Genomic DNA, 15,645 nt, shown 5'->3' with positions numbered 1-15,645 from the left:
CTGACATCTGACTGCCGGAGACACGAGCATGGCCAAGATCACCGACATGCGCATCATCGACCTGAGGTTCCCCACATCGCAGAGCCTCGATGGCTCGGATGCGATGAACCCGGATCCGGATTATTCGGCAGCCTATGTCATTCTCGAAACCGACGTGCCCGGTCTTGCCGGGCATGGCCTTACCTTCACCATCGGCCGCGGCAACGACATCTGCTGCATGGCGATCGATGCCATGCGCCATCTGGTGGTGGGCACCGATCTCGACACGATGAAGGCGCATCCGGGGACATTCTGGCGGCACCTGACCGGCGACAGCCAGCTGCGCTGGATCGGCCCCGACAAGGGCGCGATGCATCTTGCAACCGGTGCGGTCGTCAATGCGCTGTGGGACCTCATCGCCAAGGAGGCAGGAAAGCCGGTCTGGCGGCTCATCGCCGACATGAGGCCGGAGGAGATCGCCGACATTGTCGACTACCGTTACCTCACCGATGTGCTGACGCGCGACGAGGCAATCGCCCTGCTGTCCAAGGCCGAGAGCGGCAAGGCGGAGCGCATCGCCATTCTGGAGCGCGAGGGCTATGCCTGCTACACCACCTCGGCCGGCTGGCTGGGCTATGACGACGAAAAGCTGCGCCGCCTCTGCCAGGAGGCCGTGGATGCCGGCTTCAACCATGTGAAGATGAAGGTCGGCCGCGATCTCACGGACGACATCCGACGGCTGACCATCGCCCGCGAGGTGATCGGGCCGGATCGCTATCTGATGATCGACGCCAACCAGGTCTGGGAGGTGGATCAGGCGATCGACTGGGTGAAACGCCTCTCCTTCTGCAAACCCTTCTTCATCGAGGAACCGACGAGCCCCGACGACGTGGCCGGCCACCGCAAGATCCGGCAGGCGATTTCCCCCGTGAAGGTCGCGACCGGCGAGATGTGCCAGAACCGCATCATGTTCAAGCAGTTCATCGCCGAGGGCGCGATCGATGTGGTGCAGATCGACAGCTGCCGCATGGGCGGCCTGAACGAGGTGCTGGCCGTGCTGCTGATCGCCGCCAAGTTCAACCTGCCGGTCTGGCCGCATGCCGGTGGCGTGGGCCTGTGCGAATATGTGCAGCACCTCTCGATGATCGATTACATCTGCGTCTCCGGTACCAAGGACGGCCGGGTGATCGAATATGTCGATCACCTGCACGAACACTTCCTCGACCCCTGCCGCATCGAGAATGCCGCCTACATGCCGCCGAAGCTGCCGGGCTTTTCCATCGAGATGAAGCCGGAAACGCTGACGCAATTTGCCTTTGCGCCGGTGCGGGCCAGCGCCACGGCACAGGATGCCGATGCGGCCTGAAGAAGGCGCAAAAGCTGAGCAGATTACCAAGGTTTAATGCGGAAATGATTGACCGCGAACAGCCCGGGCGATTAATGGAACTCACAAGTTCCCATAAAACCCCGGGTTTGTTTCCGTATGTTTCCCACACGTCGCTCTCTCCTCCTGGCCCTGGCTGTTGCCGCAGTCGCCGGCTATGGCTGGATGCGTTTCTCCGCCGAACCGGCCGCGCCTCGCTATCTGACGGCACCCGTGACGCGGGCAGACCTGGAGGAAACCGTGCTGGCGACCGGAACGCTGAAGCCGGTGCGGCTGGTGGCCGTCGGCTCGCAGGCTTCCGGTCGCATCACATCGATCAAGGTGAAGCTTGGCGATACCGTGAAGACCGGCGACCTGATTGCCGAGATTGATTCCACCACCCAGGCCAACAGCCTGAAGACCGCCAGAGCCTCCCTGGACAACGTGAAGGCGCAGCTGGCCGAAAAGCAGGCGACGCTGGAAAGCTACCAGAAGACCCTGGCGCGGCAGAAGGCAATCTATACCAGCCAGGCGGGATCGCAGGCCGATCTGCAGACGGCCGAGACGAACGTGCGGACCACAGAGGCACAGATTGCGGCCCTCAACGCGCAGATCATCTCCGCCGAGATTGCCGTCGGCACCGCTGAAGTGGAACTCGGCTACACGCGGATCACCGCACCGATGGATGGCACCATCCTCTCGATCGTCAATCTGGAAGGGCGAACGGTGAATGCCAGCCAGTCCATTCCCACCATCGTCATCATGGGCGACCTGACGACAATGACCGTACGGGCCGAGATTTCCGAGGCCGATATTCCCAAGGTGAAGCCCGGCCAGCATCTGCGCTTCAACCTGATCGGCGACCGCGCGACCGTCCACGAGGCAACGCTGGAAGCCATCGAACCGGCGCCTGAATCGATTACCAGCGACAGCGCCGTCAGCAGTTCGACCACGACCAGCAGCAGCTCGTCCTCCAGTTCGTCGTCCTCGGCGATCTATTACATCGGCACATTCAACGTTCCGAACCCGGACGGCAAGTTCCGCACCTACATGTCAGCAGAGGTCAACATCGTGCTGGGTGCTGCCAAGGGCGTGCTGACCATTCCCTCTTCCGCGCTCGGCACCGTCGACAAGGACGGGCACACCACGGTGCGCGTCGTCGACGCGGACGGCAAGGCGGGCGAGCGGGCGGTAACGGTCGGCCTCAACAACAAGATCGCCGCTGAAGTGCGCGACGGGTTGAACGAAGGCGAGCATGTCGTCATCAGCCAGGCCAGCGCGAGCAAGAGCAGCAGCAACCGTCCCGGCCCGCCGATGGGGTTCTGAGCCGATGACCACGCCGCTGATTTCCGTCGAAAAGCTGCGCCGCGATTACGTGTCCGGCGAAGGCACGCTGACCGTTCTGAAGGACATCGACCTTACCATCGAGCACGGGGAGATGGTCGCCATCATGGGCGCCTCCGGTTCGGGCAAGTCGACGCTGATGAACCTGCTCGGCCTGCTCGACCGTCCGACGTCGGGCACCTATCGCGTCTCGGGCGAGGATACCTCGGCCCTCGACAGCGACCAGCTCTCGGCGCTGCGGCGCGAGCATTTCGGCTTCATTTTCCAGCGTTATCACCTGCTGGCCGAGCTTTCGGCGGTCGGCAATGTGGAAATTCCGGCGATCTATGCCGGCCGCGCGCGCAGCGAACGCCGCGAACGCGGGGCGGCCCTGCTCGGACGGCTCGGCATGGCAGACCGCACCGCGCATCGACCCGGCCAGCTTTCCGGCGGCCAGCAGCAACGCGTTTCCATCGCCCGCGCCCTGATGAACGACGCCGAGGTGATCCTCGCCGATGAGCCGACCGGCGCGCTCGACCGCCAGAGTGGCGAAGAGGTGCTGCGCATTCTCGAAGAACTGAATGCAGACGGCAAGACAATCATCATCGTCACGCACGATCCAAGCGTGGCCGCGCGGGCAAAACGCATCATCGAAATTTCCGACGGCGTGATCATCGCGGACCGGCGCACCGACGCGGCAGACGCACGAAAATCGGAGACGCCGGCCGCCCCGGGCACGGCCGCCTCCGCCCCCACCCGCTGGGGCGCAGGGCTGGACCGCTTCCGCGAGGCCTTCACCATGGCGCTGAAGGCGCTGGCCGCCCACCGGCTGCGCAGCTTCCTCACCATGCTCGGCATCATCATCGGCATTGCCTCGGTCATGCTGGTGGTGGCGCTCGGCACCGGCAGCCAGAAAATGATCCTTGCCAATATCAGCAGTCTCGGCACGAACACGCTGGAAGTGTTTCCCGGCAAGGGCTTTGGCGACACGCGGTCCGGCCGAGTGACGACACTTGTGATATCGGATGCCGATGCGCTGGCAAAGCTCACCTATGTCGCCGCCGTCACGCCAACCGTTTCCACCAACACCACGGCCCGCTTCGGCGCGACAGTGGCCAATGCGCTGGTCAACGGGGTCGGCAGCCAGTATTTCATCGTCAAGGGCTCGACGCTCGTCTCCGGCCGCTTCTTCGACGACGAGAGCGTTGCGACGCTCTCGCAGGATGCCGTCATCGACGAAAACACCGCCAAGGCGCTGTTCGGCTCCGAAGGCTCGGACCCGATCGGCAAGATCATCCTCGCCGGCACCGTTCCGGTGCGCGTGGTGGGCGTGATTTCCTCGCAGCAGGGCGGCTTCGGCTCCAGCGACAACCTGTCGATCTACCTGCCCTATACCAGCGTGCAGACGCGGTTTCTCGGTACGACATCGCTGCGAAGTCTGACCGTGCGCGTCGCCGACGATGCGGAAATGGACGCGGCCGAGCAGGCCGTCACCGACTTTCTCATCCGTCGCCACGGCACCAAGGACTTCTTCATCCTGAACACCGACGATATCCGCAAGACGATCACCAGCACGACGCAGACCATGACGCTGCTCGTCTCGGCCATCGCCGTCATTTCGCTGATCGTCGGCGGCATCGGGGTGATGAACATCATGCTGGTCTCGGTGTCGGAGCGGGTGGCGGAGATCGGCGTGCGCATGGCGGTCGGCGCTCGGCGGATGGACATCCTCCAGCAGTTCCTGATCGAGGCGGTGCTGGTCTGCCTGATCGGCGGCTGCCTCGGCATCGCGCTTGCCCTGTCGGTCGGAGCGGCGGCAGCATTGTCCGGCGCCGGCATCAGCCTGATCTTCTCGGCCACGCCCATGCTGCTTGCCTTCGCCTGCTCCTGCCTGATCGGCATCGCCTTCGGCTTCCTGCCGGCCCGCAATGCGTCCCGCCTCGATCCGGTCGCAGCGCTCTCGTGACCTTGGCCGGATGATTTTTCGATGGAAGTGGGCTAAGCCCACCATCGCGGGATGCGGATCGCAGGGATCGGCGCCTCCCGGAGGTTCAAGGCCCGATGGACGACAGTAACAAGACCCGGCAGGCCGAAGAGCTGCCCTCCGTTGCAAGACGGGGCCGCGGGCGGCCGAAAAGCCAGCCCGATCCGCAGCGCCGTGCGGCCATCATCGATACGGCCCGCCGCACCTTCATCGAACTCGGCCTCGCAGGCACGACGACCGAGATCGTCGCCAGTCGCTGCCATATCTCCAAGCAGACGCTCTACCGGCTGTTTCCCAGCAAGACGGATCTCTTCGTCGCCGTCGTCGCCGCGCATCGCCAGACGATGCTCGATCTGCCGCGTCCACCGGAAGAGGACGCGCCGCTGGCAGAGATCATCGGCCGGATCTTCATGCTGGACATCGATGCCGAGACGGAACGTGAACGCGAAGCCTTCATCCGCATGGTGATGCAGCAATCGCACCAGATGCCGGAGCTGATGGAAGTGCTGTTCCGCGAAGGCCCGGAAACCTCCCGCAGGCAGCTTGCCGACTGGCTGTCCGGCCAGATGACACGGGGCAGGCTGGTGCTGGAAGACCCGGTCACCGGCGCGCGCATACTGATGGATCTGCTGATGGGCGGGATCGGCCGCGGTCCCAAGGGCTGGAAGGATCTGGCTGACCGCAGGCGCCACATGGAACAGGCCATCGCCCTCTTCGTGCGCGGCACGCGACCGGCCTGAGACCCGCCTCCCCCTACGAAAAATATCGCAACCTTTCCCGAGCCTCCTCGTTTGGCCCTCAGGCTGTCGCTTGTTCCCTTGGCACCGGCGGTGGCATGTCGCGCCCTGAAAGGGCCCTGTCCAGACGAAAAACGAGAGGCTTGAAGCAGCACAGTGTGTGGAATCTGCGGAGAAATTCGATTCGACGGCGTCCAGCCATCCCCTTTGGTACAGGCAAGAATGCTGGAGGCGATCGCTCCCCGCGGACCGGACGGGTCCGGCATGGTGATCCACGCCGCCACAGCCCTGTCTCATAGAAGACTATCGATCATCGACCTGTCGCCAAAGGCACGCCAGCCGATGGTCGATGCGGAGCTTGGCCTGACGATCGCCTTCAACGGCTGCATCTACAACTATCCGGAATTGCGCGCTGAACTGTCAGCCATGGGGTACCGCTTCTTCTCCCATGGCGATACCGAAGTGATCCTCAAGGCCTGGCATGCCTGGGGCACGGCCTGCGTCGAACGCTTCCACGGGATGTTCGCCTTCGTCATCCATGAGCGCGACACGAACCGTGTTGTCATGGCGCGCGACCGCTTCGGCATCAAGCCGCTCTATCTGGCGAGGATCGGCCGCAGCATCCGTTTTGCATCCACGCTTCCGGCGCTGGTGAAGGGAGGCGACATCGACACCTCGATCGACCGCGCCGCCCTGCACCACTATATGAGCTTCCATGCGGTGGTGCCGCCGCCGCGGACCATCCTGAACGGCGTGAAGAAGCTGCCACCCGCCACGATCCGCGTCATCGATGCCGATGGCAGCGAGACAGACAGCCTTTACTGGAATCCGCCCCACCGGCGCGATCCGGCGCTGGCCCATCTCTCACGCGAGGAATGGCGCGACCGGGTGCTTCATGCGCTCCGCACTGCAGTCCGTCGCCGGATGGTCGCCGACGTACCGGTCGGCGTGCTGCTGTCGGGCGGCGTCGATTCCAGCCTGATCACCGGCCTGCTGGCCGAGGAAGGCCAGCAGGACCTGATGACCTTTTCGGTCGGCTTCGAGGAGGCGAATGGCGAAAAGGGTGACGAGTTCGTCTATTCCGATCTCATCGCTAGGCACTTCGGCACCGATCATCACCGGATCTTCGTCCCCTCCTCCCAGTTGATGGAGGCCCTTCCGGGGGTGATCGGCGCCATGTCCGAACCCATGGTGTCCTACGACAATGTCGGCTTCTACCTGCTTGCCAAGGAGGTCTCGAAGCACATCCGCGTCGTGCAGTCCGGCCAGGGGGCAGACGAGGTGTTTGCCGGCTATCACTGGTATCCGCCGCTGCAGGACAGCCGGGACGTGGCGGGCGATTATGCGAAGGTCTTCTTCGACCGCTCGCATGCGGTTCTTGCTTCGCAGCTCAATCCGGACTGGATGGCAGACGGCGATGTCAGCCGCGTCCTGGTGGCGGCCCACCTGCTCGCGCCGGGCGCGGAAACGCCGGTCGATGCCGCGCTTCGGCTGGACAGCCAGGTGATGCTGGTGGACGATCCGGTCAAGCGCGTCGACAACATGACCATGGCCTGGGGCCTGGAAGCCCGGGTGCCCTTTCTCGACCACGAACTGGTGGAACTGGCAGCGACCATTCCCCCTGACCTGAAGCTGGCCGACGGCGGCAAGGGCGTGCTGAAGGATGCCGCCCGCCTGGTCGTACCGCATGAGGTGATCGACCGCAAGAAGGGCTATTTCCCGGTGCCGCAGCTCAAATATGTCGATGGCCCCTATCTCGACATGGTGCGCGACGCGCTGACCTCGCAGGCAGCCCGTGAACGCGGCCTCTTCCGCAACGACTATCTGCAGCGCCTGTTTGCCGATCCGACAGGCCACATCACGCCGCTTCAGGGCTCGGAACTCTGGCAGGTCGGCCTGATGGAACTGTGGCTGCAGACGCAGGGAGTGTAACGGCATGACGAACAACAAGACAATGAGCGAGCGTGCCCAGCGCATCCGGAGCGACAAGGCCGTGGCGCACCGACTGAAGCGGAGACGCTTCGAATCGCTGCGCCGCACCATGCAGACGCATGCGGCAAAGACGGCCCCTTCCGCGGCGATCGATTGTGGCTGGGGCCGGCTGATCTTCGCCCAGACCTTCGATGATGCCGGTGAGCTTGTCTCGGCACTGCGCGAGGAAGCACCGGAACACCGAGACATCGCGGTCTATGTCGCCGACCCGCATGTGGCTCTGGCGCAGGCGCCGCAGGAGATTTTTCTCGACCCTTCCCACACCTACCGACTGGACCTTGCCACCTACCGGTCCGGACGCCGCCGTCCGCGCGGCTTTTCCGTGCGCCGGCTGTCCTCGGAAGCGGATGCCCGGGCGGTCAACCGCATCTATGCCACCCGCAACATGGTTCCGGTCCGGCCCGATTTCTTCTGGTCGAACCGCGACAATCGCGCCATCACCTATCTGGTGGCCGAGGATGAGGTGACCGGCGAAGTGATCGGCACCGTCACCGGGATCGACCATGCCCGGGCCTTCGCGGATCCCGAGCAGGGCGCATCGCTCTGGTGCCTTGCCGTCGACCCGCAGGCACGCCATGCCGGCATCGGCGAAACGCTGGTGCGGCGGCTTGGCGAACATTTCAAGGCCCGCGGCGCGGCTTTCATGGATCTCTCCGTGCTGCACGACAATGCGCAGGCCATCGCGCTTTACGAGAAACTGGGCTTCCGGCGCATTCCGGCCTTTTCGATCAAGCGCAAGAATTCGATCAATGAGCGTCTCTTCGTGCGCCCGCCGGAAGCCTATGACACCCTCAACCCCTATGCCCGGCTGATCGTGGACGAAGCGCGACGCCGCGGCGTGCAGGTGGAGATCACCGATGCGGAGGGAGGCTTTTTTCGTCTGTCGAGCGGCGGCCGCTCCGTCCATTGCCGCGAAAGCCTGTCGGACCTGACCTCTGGCGTGGCGCTGTCGATCTGCGACGACAAGTCAGTGACGCGGCGGGTGGCAGAACGCGCCGGTCTCTCGGTTCCGGAACAGATGACGGCGGAGGGGGATGAGACGGCGCTGACCGCCTTTCTGGAAAGACATGGCCGCGTCGTGGTCAAGCCCGCGCGCGGCGAGCAGGGTCGTGCCGTAGCGGTCGGCCTTGCCGGCATGGACGAAGTACGCCGGGCGATTGCCGGAGCCCGCGAGGTCTGCGACCGGGTCCTGATCGAAGCCTGCTTCGAGGGCGAGGATCTGCGCCTCGTCGTCATCGACTTCAAGCTGGTGGCCGCCGCGATCCGCCGGCCGCCGCATGTGATCGGCGACGGCAGGAGCACCGTGCGGCAGCTCATCGAGACCCTGTCGCGCCGGCGCGCGGCTGCAACCGGCGGCGAAAGCCGGATCCCGATTGACGCAGAGACGGAACGCTGCCTCAAGCTTTCCGGCCTGACGCTGGACGATGTGCTGGAGGACGGTCGTGACATCGTGGTGCGCAAGGCCGCCAACCTGCACACCGGCGGTTCGATCTACGACGTCACCGCCATCGTGCATCCCCGACTGGTGGACGCGGCCATCAAGGCGGCCCGAGCCATCGACATTCCCGTCGTCGGCATCGACTTCATGGTGAAGAGCCCGACCGAACCCGACTATGTCTTCATCGAAGCCAATGAGCGGCCCGGACTCGCCAATCACGAGCCGCAACCGACGGCGGAACGGTTTCTCGATCTGCTGTTTCCGCTGTCGGGACATCGCGCCGCCCGCACCGCGCTCGGAAAGATGTGAGATGGCGATCGAGATCGACGAAGACTACCTGCTGGCCCAGTTGAAGACGCTGCTTACGATCGACAGTCCGACGGGCTACACCGACGCTGTGGTGATCCACTGTTCCCGCGAGCTGGAGCGGCTCGGCCTGACGCCCGAGCTGACACGGCGCGGCGCGATCCGGGCCGTGCGGCAGGGAAGCCGCCGGCAGGGGGCGCGGGCGATCGTCGCGCATGTCGACACGCTGGGTGCGCAGGTCAAGGCGATCAAGGAGAACGGCCGGCTGGAACTGGTACCGATCGGCCACTGGTCGGCCCGCTTCGCCGAAGGAGCAAGGGTCACACTCTACAGCTATCACGGCGCCTTTCGCGGCACCATCCTGCCGCTGAAAGCCTCCGGCCACACCTTCAATGACGCGGTGGACACGGCGCCCGTCGGCTGGCCCCATGTCGAACTGCGCGTGGATGCTCTGACGCGCTCGGCTGCGGAAACGCGGGCTCTCGGCATCGACGTCGGCGACACTGTCGCCATCGACACCGGCGCGGAATTTCTCGACAACGGCTTCATCAATTCCCGCCACCTGGACGACAAGGCGGGCGTAGCCATCCTGCTTGCAGCCATCGAGGCGCTGGAGCGGGCACAGGCCAGAACACCGGTCGATACACACTGGCTGTTCACCATCGCGGAGGAGGTCGGCGTTGGCGCCTCCTCGGTCGTCTCGCCCGACATCGCCTCCATGCTGACGATCGACAACGGCACCGCCGCCCCGGGGCAGAACTCTTCCGAATTCGGCGTCACCATCGCCATGGCAGACCAGACCGGCCCCTTCGACTACCACCTCACCCGCAAGCTTGTGGACCTGTGCGAGGAAAACCGCATCCCCTACCAGAAGGACGTCTTCCGCTACTATCGCTCCGACTCCGCCTCGGCGCTGGAGGCGGGTCACGATATCCGCACCGCGCTTGCCGCCTTCGGTGTGGATGCTTCGCATGGCTACGAGCGCATCCACCGCCATGCGCTGGTTTCGGTCGCGCAGCTGGTTGCAGCCTTTGCGGTCAGTCCCGTCCGCATCGGTCGCGATCTGAGCGAACTGTCGGGCATCGATGATTTTACCACCCAGCCGACAAAAGCGGCTGAACAGGCTGCGGCCCCCTCCTCGGGCAGGCGCTCTCCAGAGTATCAGCGACATAGGCCCGGCAATCTGCCAGGGGGCGGGGCGTAACGATCCGGAGTTCAGACCGGCAGCGGTGCGAGAAAGGCCAGATAGAGCGCATAGAAGAACAGGGCGCCATTGGCGAGCAGCAGACAGAAGACGGCAAAGGAGCCCAGATCCTTCGCGTGCCGCGCCACGACGGAAAATTCCGGCGAGATGCGGTCGACAATCTCCTCCACCGCCGTGTTCAGCGCCTCCATGGCAACCAGAACCAGAAAAAGGATCAGGCCGGCAAAGAAGATGAAGAAGCTCGCGCCAATGGCGAGATACACAATGTTGAGGATGGCATAAACCAGCAATTCGTGTCGGAACGCCGTCTCGCCCCACAGTCGGCGCGCGCCGCCGAGCGAGTAGCTTGCCGCAGCAAAGACATGCCCCAGGCCCCGCTGCTTCTGGTGATGGACAGTTTCCGACATCTCGCACACGCCCCATGATCTTAGCCAGCACATAACCCGGCGCGACGCGGCTGCAAAGCCCTGCCTTGCCATGTGCCGCAGACCTTGTGGCCGCACGCACCGAAGGCCGGCCTCTCCCGGCACACGCCGCCATACTGGACCTTGCGTCAGTCGGGTCGATAAAGGCCCTGGCCTCCGCATTTCTGATCATGCGCCCGCTTGTCCTGCCTGCATTTGCTGTATACATTGACCCCGGCGCCTGCGGTGAGGAGACTGTAAGGGCGCCGCGGAATTCAGCAGCATCAGCCGTTGACGGGCCTGTGGGAGTGGGCTCGCCGCATCGCCATCACTCAGGGAGGAGTATACATGGCATCGTTATCGAGACGCATGTTCATTGCAGGCGCTGCGCTATGCGGCCTGCTTGCATCCAGCGCCCATGCCGCAGACACGGTGAAAATCGGGCTGATCCTGCCGATGACCGGTCCCTTTGCCTCGACGGGACGTCAGGTGGAGGCTGGCGTGCGGGCCTACATGGCGCTGAACGGCGATACGGTGGCCGGCAAGAAGATCGAGATCCTGCTGCGTGACGATGCCGGCACCGCCGACCAGACCCGCCGCGTGGCGCAGGAACTGGTGGTCAAGGACGGTGCCAACGTTCTGATGGGCTTCGGGCTGACGCCACTCGCGCTCTCCGTGGCACCGGTGCTTGGCCAGGCCAAGGTGCCGGCCATCATCACCTCGGCGACCACCTCGGTCATCACCCAGAAATCCGAATATTTCGTGCGCACCAGCATGGCCGGCCCGCAATCGGCCGTTCCCGTCGCCACCTGGGCCGCCAAGAACGGGCTGAAGCGCGTCGTGACGCTCGTCAGCGATTACGGCCCGGGCATCGACATCGAGAAGGGCTTTACCGACCAGTTCAAGAAGGAGGGCGGCGAGATTGTCGAAGCGGTGCGCGTGCCCCTGCAGAACCCGGATTTCGCGCCCTTCCTGCAGCGCGTGCGTGACACGAAGCCGGATGCCGTCTTCGTCTTCGTGCCCTCCGGCGTCGGCTCCATTTTCATGAAGCAGTTCGTCGAACGCGGCCTGCGCGATGCCGGAATCAAGCTGATCGCTACCGGCGACGTGACGGACGATGACCTGCTGAACGGCATGGGCGATGCGGCGCTTGGCGTCATCACCGGTCACTTCTATTCCGCCAACCACGACAGCCCGGAAAACAAGGCCTTCGTGGCGCAGGTGCGCAAGGCCAGCAACAACATGCGGCCGAACTTCATGGCGGTCGGCGGCTATGACGCCATGGCGCTCGCCTATGCGGGCCTGAAAAAGACGAATGGCGATACCGACGGCACCAAGCTGGTCGAGGCCATGAAGGGCATGTCCTGGGTCAGCCCGCGCGGGCCGATCACCATCGATCCGAAGACACGCGACATCGTGCAGGACATCTACATGCGCGAGGTGAAGAAGGTGGATGGCGAACTCTACAATGTGGAATTCGCCACCTTCCCGAAGGTGCGCGATCCGAACACGCCCTGAGCGTTTAGGCAAGGCAGGGGTGCCGGGCTTCCCGGCACCGGGAGGACCGATGCTGACCATCCTGTTCGACGGCATTGCCTATGGCATGCTGCTGTTTGTTCTGGCGTGCGGGCTTGCCGTAACGCTGGGCCTGATGAACTTCGTCAATCTGGCGCATGGCGCATTCGCCATGGCCGGCGGTTATGTGACCGTCGTGATGATGAACCGCTACGGCCTCTCCTTCTACTGGTGCCTGCCGGCCGCCTTCCTCGCCGCCGCGCTTCTCGGTGCGGCGCTGGAGGTGACGCTCTACCGGCGTCTCTATGCCGCGCCCCATCTCGATCAGGTGCTGTTCTCGATCGGCCTCGTCTTCATGGCCGTCGCCGGCATCGACTATTTCATGGGCGGCCAGCAGCAGCTAATCTCGCTGCCGCCGGAACTTTCCGGCCGCTTCTCGCTGTTCGGCGTCGGCATCGGCCGCTACCGGCTGTTCATCATCATCCTCTGCGCGCTGCTGACCATCGCGCTGCAGCTGACGCTCACCCGCACCCGCATCGGCAGCCAGCTGCGCGCCGCCGTGGATGACGGGCGCGTGGCCCGCGGCCTTGGCATCAATGTCTCGCGGATCTTCGTGCTGACCTTTGCGCTCGGATCCGGCCTCGCCGGCCTCGGCGGCGCGCTCGGCGTGGAACTCTTGGGCCTCGATCCGAACTTCCCGCTGAAATACCTCATCTATTTCATGATTGTGGTGACGATCGGCGGAACCTCCTCGATCACCGGCCCCTTCCTGGCGGCGCTGCTGCTCGGCGTCGCGGATGTCGCCGGCAAATATTACCTGCCCTCGCTCGGGGCCTTCATCATCTATGCCGTCATGATCGCCTTCCTGATCCTGCGGCCGCATGGCCTGTTCACCCGGGAGGGCGGCAAGTGAGCACACCGCATTCGCAGATCGCCGCCGCCTTTTTACGGCGCAAGGCCGCCTGGTCGCCGCTGGAAGCGGGCCTCTGGGGCCTGGCACTCGCCGCCGCCTTCCTGTTTCCCTCGCAGCAACTGCTGCTGAGCGAGATCGCGATCCTGGCACTCTTTGCCCTGTCGCTGGACCTGATCGTCGGCTATGCCGGCATCCTGTCGCTCGGTCACGCCGCCTTCTTCGGCGTCGGCGCCTATACGGCTGGCCTCTTCTCGCTGCATGTTTCGGCCGAACCACTGGCCGGCCTTGCGGCCTCTGCCGTGGTGGCGGGGCTGCTCGGGCTTGCCACCAGCTTCCTCGTGCTGCGCGGCAGCGATCTCACCCGCCTGATGACCACTTTCGGCGTCAGCATGCTGCTGGCCGAAGGCGCCAACCAGGCCGCCTGGCTGACCGGCGGTGCGGACGGGTTGAGCGGCATCCTGCTGGGGCCGATCGCCGGCACCTTCGACTTCGATCTCTGGGGCCGCACCGGCTATCTCTACAGTCTCGCGGTGCTGTTCATCCTGCTGCTGGTGGCCCGCCGCATCGTGCATTCGCCCTTCGGCCTGTCGCTGAAAGCGATCAAGCGCAACAGCCGCCGCGCCGCCATGCTGGGCATTGCCCCCAACCGGCGCATCGTCGTCATCTACACCATTTCGGCGCTCTATGCCGGCATGGCCGGCGCGCTGCTGACGCAGACCACCAGCTTCGTTTCGCCGGATGTGCTGGCCTTCCACCGCTCGGCCGACGTGCTGCTGGTGCTGGTGCTGGGCGGCGTCGGCTATCTCTATGGCGGCATCATCGGTGCGGTAATCTTCACCCTGCTGCGCGCATGGCTGTCGGTCGTCACACCGCAATACTGGATGTTCTGGATCGGCCTGATCCTCGTGGCGCTGGTGGTGATCGGCCGCGACCGGCTGGATCCGGCGCGCGCCATTGCCCTTGTCCGGTCGCGCCTGCTCGGACGCCCAGCCGCAAAGCCGGTTCCGCTCTCGGAGGACGGCCGATGACACCGGCACTCGAAACACAGATGCTCGTCAAGCGCTTCGGCGGGCTGATCGTCACCAACGAGGTGTCGCTCAGCGTGCGGCCGGGGGCGCGCCATGCGCTGATCGGCCCGAACGGCGCCGGCAAGACCACGCTGATCAACCTGCTGACGGGTGCACTGACACCGAGCGGCGGGCGCATCCTGCTGTCCGGCGAAGACATTACCGCCACCACGCCCTTCGAACGGGTGCGCCGCGGCATTGCCCGCACCTTCCAGATCAACCAGCTGTTCAACGACCTGACGCCGCTCGAATCCGTGATGCTGGCGGTCGGCGAACGCCTGGGCCATGGCAACCGGCTGTTCCGCCCGCTCGCAGCCGACCGCGCCGTCAGCGAAGAGTCGGCAGCGCTGCTGGAGCGTTTCCGGCTGGCGGATGTGATGTGCCTGCCAACCCGCGACCTGCCCTATGGCAAGCAACGCCTGCTGGAAATCGCGCTGGCGATTGCTCTTGAGCCGAAGGTGCTGCTGCTGGACGAGCCGGCGGCCGGCGTGCCGGAAGAGGACCGTCACGAGGTGCTTGCCATTGTCCGCGCCCTGCCCGCCGACGTGACGGTTCTGCTGATCGAACACGACATGGATCTCGTCTTCTCCTTCGCCGACCGCATCTCGGTGCTGGCGGCCGGACGCCTGTTTGCGGAAGGCACGGTGGAGGAGATTTCCGGCGATCCCGAGGTCAAGGCGATCTATCTGGGAGATGCCGCATGAGTGAACTGCTCCGCGTCGAACAGCTGGTGGCCGGCTATGGCGACGCGCAGGTGCTGCATCGCATCGACCTGTCGCTCGCAGAAGGCCGCTCGCTGGCGCTGCTCGGCCGCAATGGCGCCGGCAAGACGACGCTCCTCAACACGCTGGTCGGGGTGACGACCCACCATGCGGGCCTCATTCATCTCGGCACTGACGACATCACCCGCCTGCGGCCGGAGCAGCGGGCGGCGCGTGGCATCGGCTGGGTGCCGCAGGAGCGCAATATCTTCGCCTCGCTGACGGTGGAGGAGAACCTGACGGCCGCCGCCCGGCCCGGCCGCTGGGACCTGTCGGCCGTCTACCAGATGTTCCCGCGTCTTCAGGAACGACGGCGCAATCTCGGCAACCAGCTTTCCGGCGGCGAACAGCAGATGCTGGCCGTCGGCCGCGCGCTGATGCTGAACCCGCGCCTGCTGCTGCTGGATGAGCCGCTGGAAGGCCTTGCGCCGATCATCGTCGACGAGTTGCTGGCGGCGCTGCGCCGCATCGTCACCGGCGAGGGCCTGTCCGCCATCATCGTGGAGCAGAAGGCCCGCAAGATCCTGCCGCTGACCGACGAGGCCATCGTGCTGAACCGCGGCATGACTGCGCTGCACGCCGCATCCGACAGCCTGCTGTCGCGCCCGGCGGAACTGGACGCCCTGCTTGCCGTCTGACGCGGCAAGCATCACCCCTTC

The 15,645-nt window shown here is 64.9% G+C and carries 13 protein-coding genes; 12 read left to right on the top strand and 1 reads right to left on the bottom strand.

Annotated elements, in window-relative coordinates; genetic code table 11:
* Positions 1-28 precede the first annotated feature (28 nt).
* The 7 genes from F3H95_RS04885 to F3H95_RS04855 all read left to right on the top strand — a co-directional run bounded on the left by F3H95_RS04885 (position 29) and on the right by F3H95_RS04855 (position 10,326).
* Positions 29-1,345 carry an L-fuconate dehydratase gene (locus F3H95_RS04885; RefSeq protein WP_149745137.1) on the top strand — a complete coding sequence of 439 codons (1,317 nt, stop codon included), beginning with the start codon at positions 29-31 and terminating at the stop codon, positions 1,343-1,345.
* Positions 1,346-1,462: 117 nt separating this feature from the next.
* Complete coding sequence (locus tag F3H95_RS04880) at positions 1,463-2,668, top strand: efflux RND transporter periplasmic adaptor subunit (protein ID WP_143127057.1); 1,206 nt, start codon at positions 1,463-1,465, stop codon at positions 2,666-2,668.
* A gap of 4 nt (positions 2,669-2,672) precedes the next feature.
* Positions 2,673-4,631: a MacB family efflux pump subunit gene (locus F3H95_RS04875; protein ID WP_149745136.1), complete on the top strand. Its 1,959-nt coding sequence runs from the start codon at positions 2,673-2,675 to the stop codon at positions 4,629-4,631.
* Between the two features lie 95 nt (positions 4,632-4,726).
* Positions 4,727-5,389, top strand: coding sequence for a TetR/AcrR family transcriptional regulator (locus tag F3H95_RS04870; protein WP_149745135.1), 663 nt, complete (start codon positions 4,727-4,729; stop codon positions 5,387-5,389).
* Positions 5,390-5,542: 153 nt separating this feature from the next.
* Complete coding sequence (locus F3H95_RS04865) at positions 5,543-7,318, top strand: N-acetylglutaminylglutamine amidotransferase (RefSeq protein ID WP_149745134.1); 1,776 nt, start codon at positions 5,543-5,545, stop codon at positions 7,316-7,318.
* A 4-nt stretch (positions 7,319-7,322) separates the two neighbouring features.
* Positions 7,323-9,125 carry an N-acetylglutaminylglutamine synthetase gene (ngg, locus tag F3H95_RS04860; protein WP_149745133.1) on the top strand — a complete coding sequence of 601 codons (1,803 nt, stop codon included), beginning with the start codon at positions 7,323-7,325 and terminating at the stop codon, positions 9,123-9,125.
* Between the two features lies 1 nt (position 9,126).
* Positions 9,127-10,326: an osmoprotectant NAGGN system M42 family peptidase gene (locus tag F3H95_RS04855; protein WP_149745132.1), complete on the top strand. Its 1,200-nt coding sequence runs from the start codon at positions 9,127-9,129 to the stop codon at positions 10,324-10,326.
* 11 nt (positions 10,327-10,337) lie between these two features.
* Here the strand turns inward: F3H95_RS04855 and F3H95_RS04850 are convergent, their stop codons facing one another.
* The gene (locus F3H95_RS04850) at positions 10,338-10,733 is read right to left on the bottom strand and encodes a diacylglycerol kinase (protein ID WP_149745131.1); all 396 of its coding nucleotides are present in this window, start codon (positions 10,731-10,733) and stop codon (positions 10,338-10,340) included.
* A gap of 366 nt (positions 10,734-11,099) precedes the next feature.
* On the opposite strand from F3H95_RS04850, the gene F3H95_RS04845 reads away from it, so the two are divergent.
* Genes F3H95_RS04845 through F3H95_RS04825 form a run of 5 tightly spaced genes read left to right on the top strand, consistent with a single transcriptional unit; the run spans position 11,100 to position 15,624 of the window.
* Positions 11,100-12,248 carry an ABC transporter substrate-binding protein gene (locus F3H95_RS04845; RefSeq protein ID WP_244617927.1) on the top strand — a complete coding sequence of 383 codons (1,149 nt, stop codon included), beginning with the start codon at positions 11,100-11,102 and terminating at the stop codon, positions 12,246-12,248.
* Positions 12,249-12,297: 49 nt separating this feature from the next.
* The gene (locus tag F3H95_RS04840) at positions 12,298-13,158 is read left to right on the top strand and encodes a branched-chain amino acid ABC transporter permease (protein WP_143127049.1); all 861 of its coding nucleotides are present in this window, start codon (positions 12,298-12,300) and stop codon (positions 13,156-13,158) included.
* 59 nt (positions 13,159-13,217) lie between these two features.
* Positions 13,218-14,186, top strand: a complete 969-nt coding sequence (locus F3H95_RS04835; protein ID WP_244617926.1) for a branched-chain amino acid ABC transporter permease — start codon at positions 13,218-13,220, stop codon at positions 14,184-14,186.
* A complete protein-coding gene (locus tag F3H95_RS04830) occupies positions 14,183-14,929 on the top strand; it encodes an ABC transporter ATP-binding protein (RefSeq protein WP_149745129.1) in 747 nt (248 codons plus the stop codon). The genes F3H95_RS04835 and F3H95_RS04830 overlap by 4 nt, the downstream gene beginning before the upstream one ends.
* Positions 14,926-15,624: an ABC transporter ATP-binding protein gene (locus tag F3H95_RS04825; protein ID WP_149745128.1), complete on the top strand. Its 699-nt coding sequence runs from the start codon at positions 14,926-14,928 to the stop codon at positions 15,622-15,624. The genes F3H95_RS04830 and F3H95_RS04825 overlap by 4 nt, the downstream gene beginning before the upstream one ends.
* Positions 15,625-15,645: the final 21 nt, after the last annotated feature.

The organism is Rhizobium sp. RU35A (genome assembly GCF_900156005.1).
Lineage (GTDB): Bacteria > Pseudomonadota > Alphaproteobacteria > Rhizobiales > Rhizobiaceae > Neorhizobium > Neorhizobium straminoryzae.
Note: the sequence above shows the minus strand (reverse complement) of the source record. Positions and strands in the feature narration are given on the sequence as shown.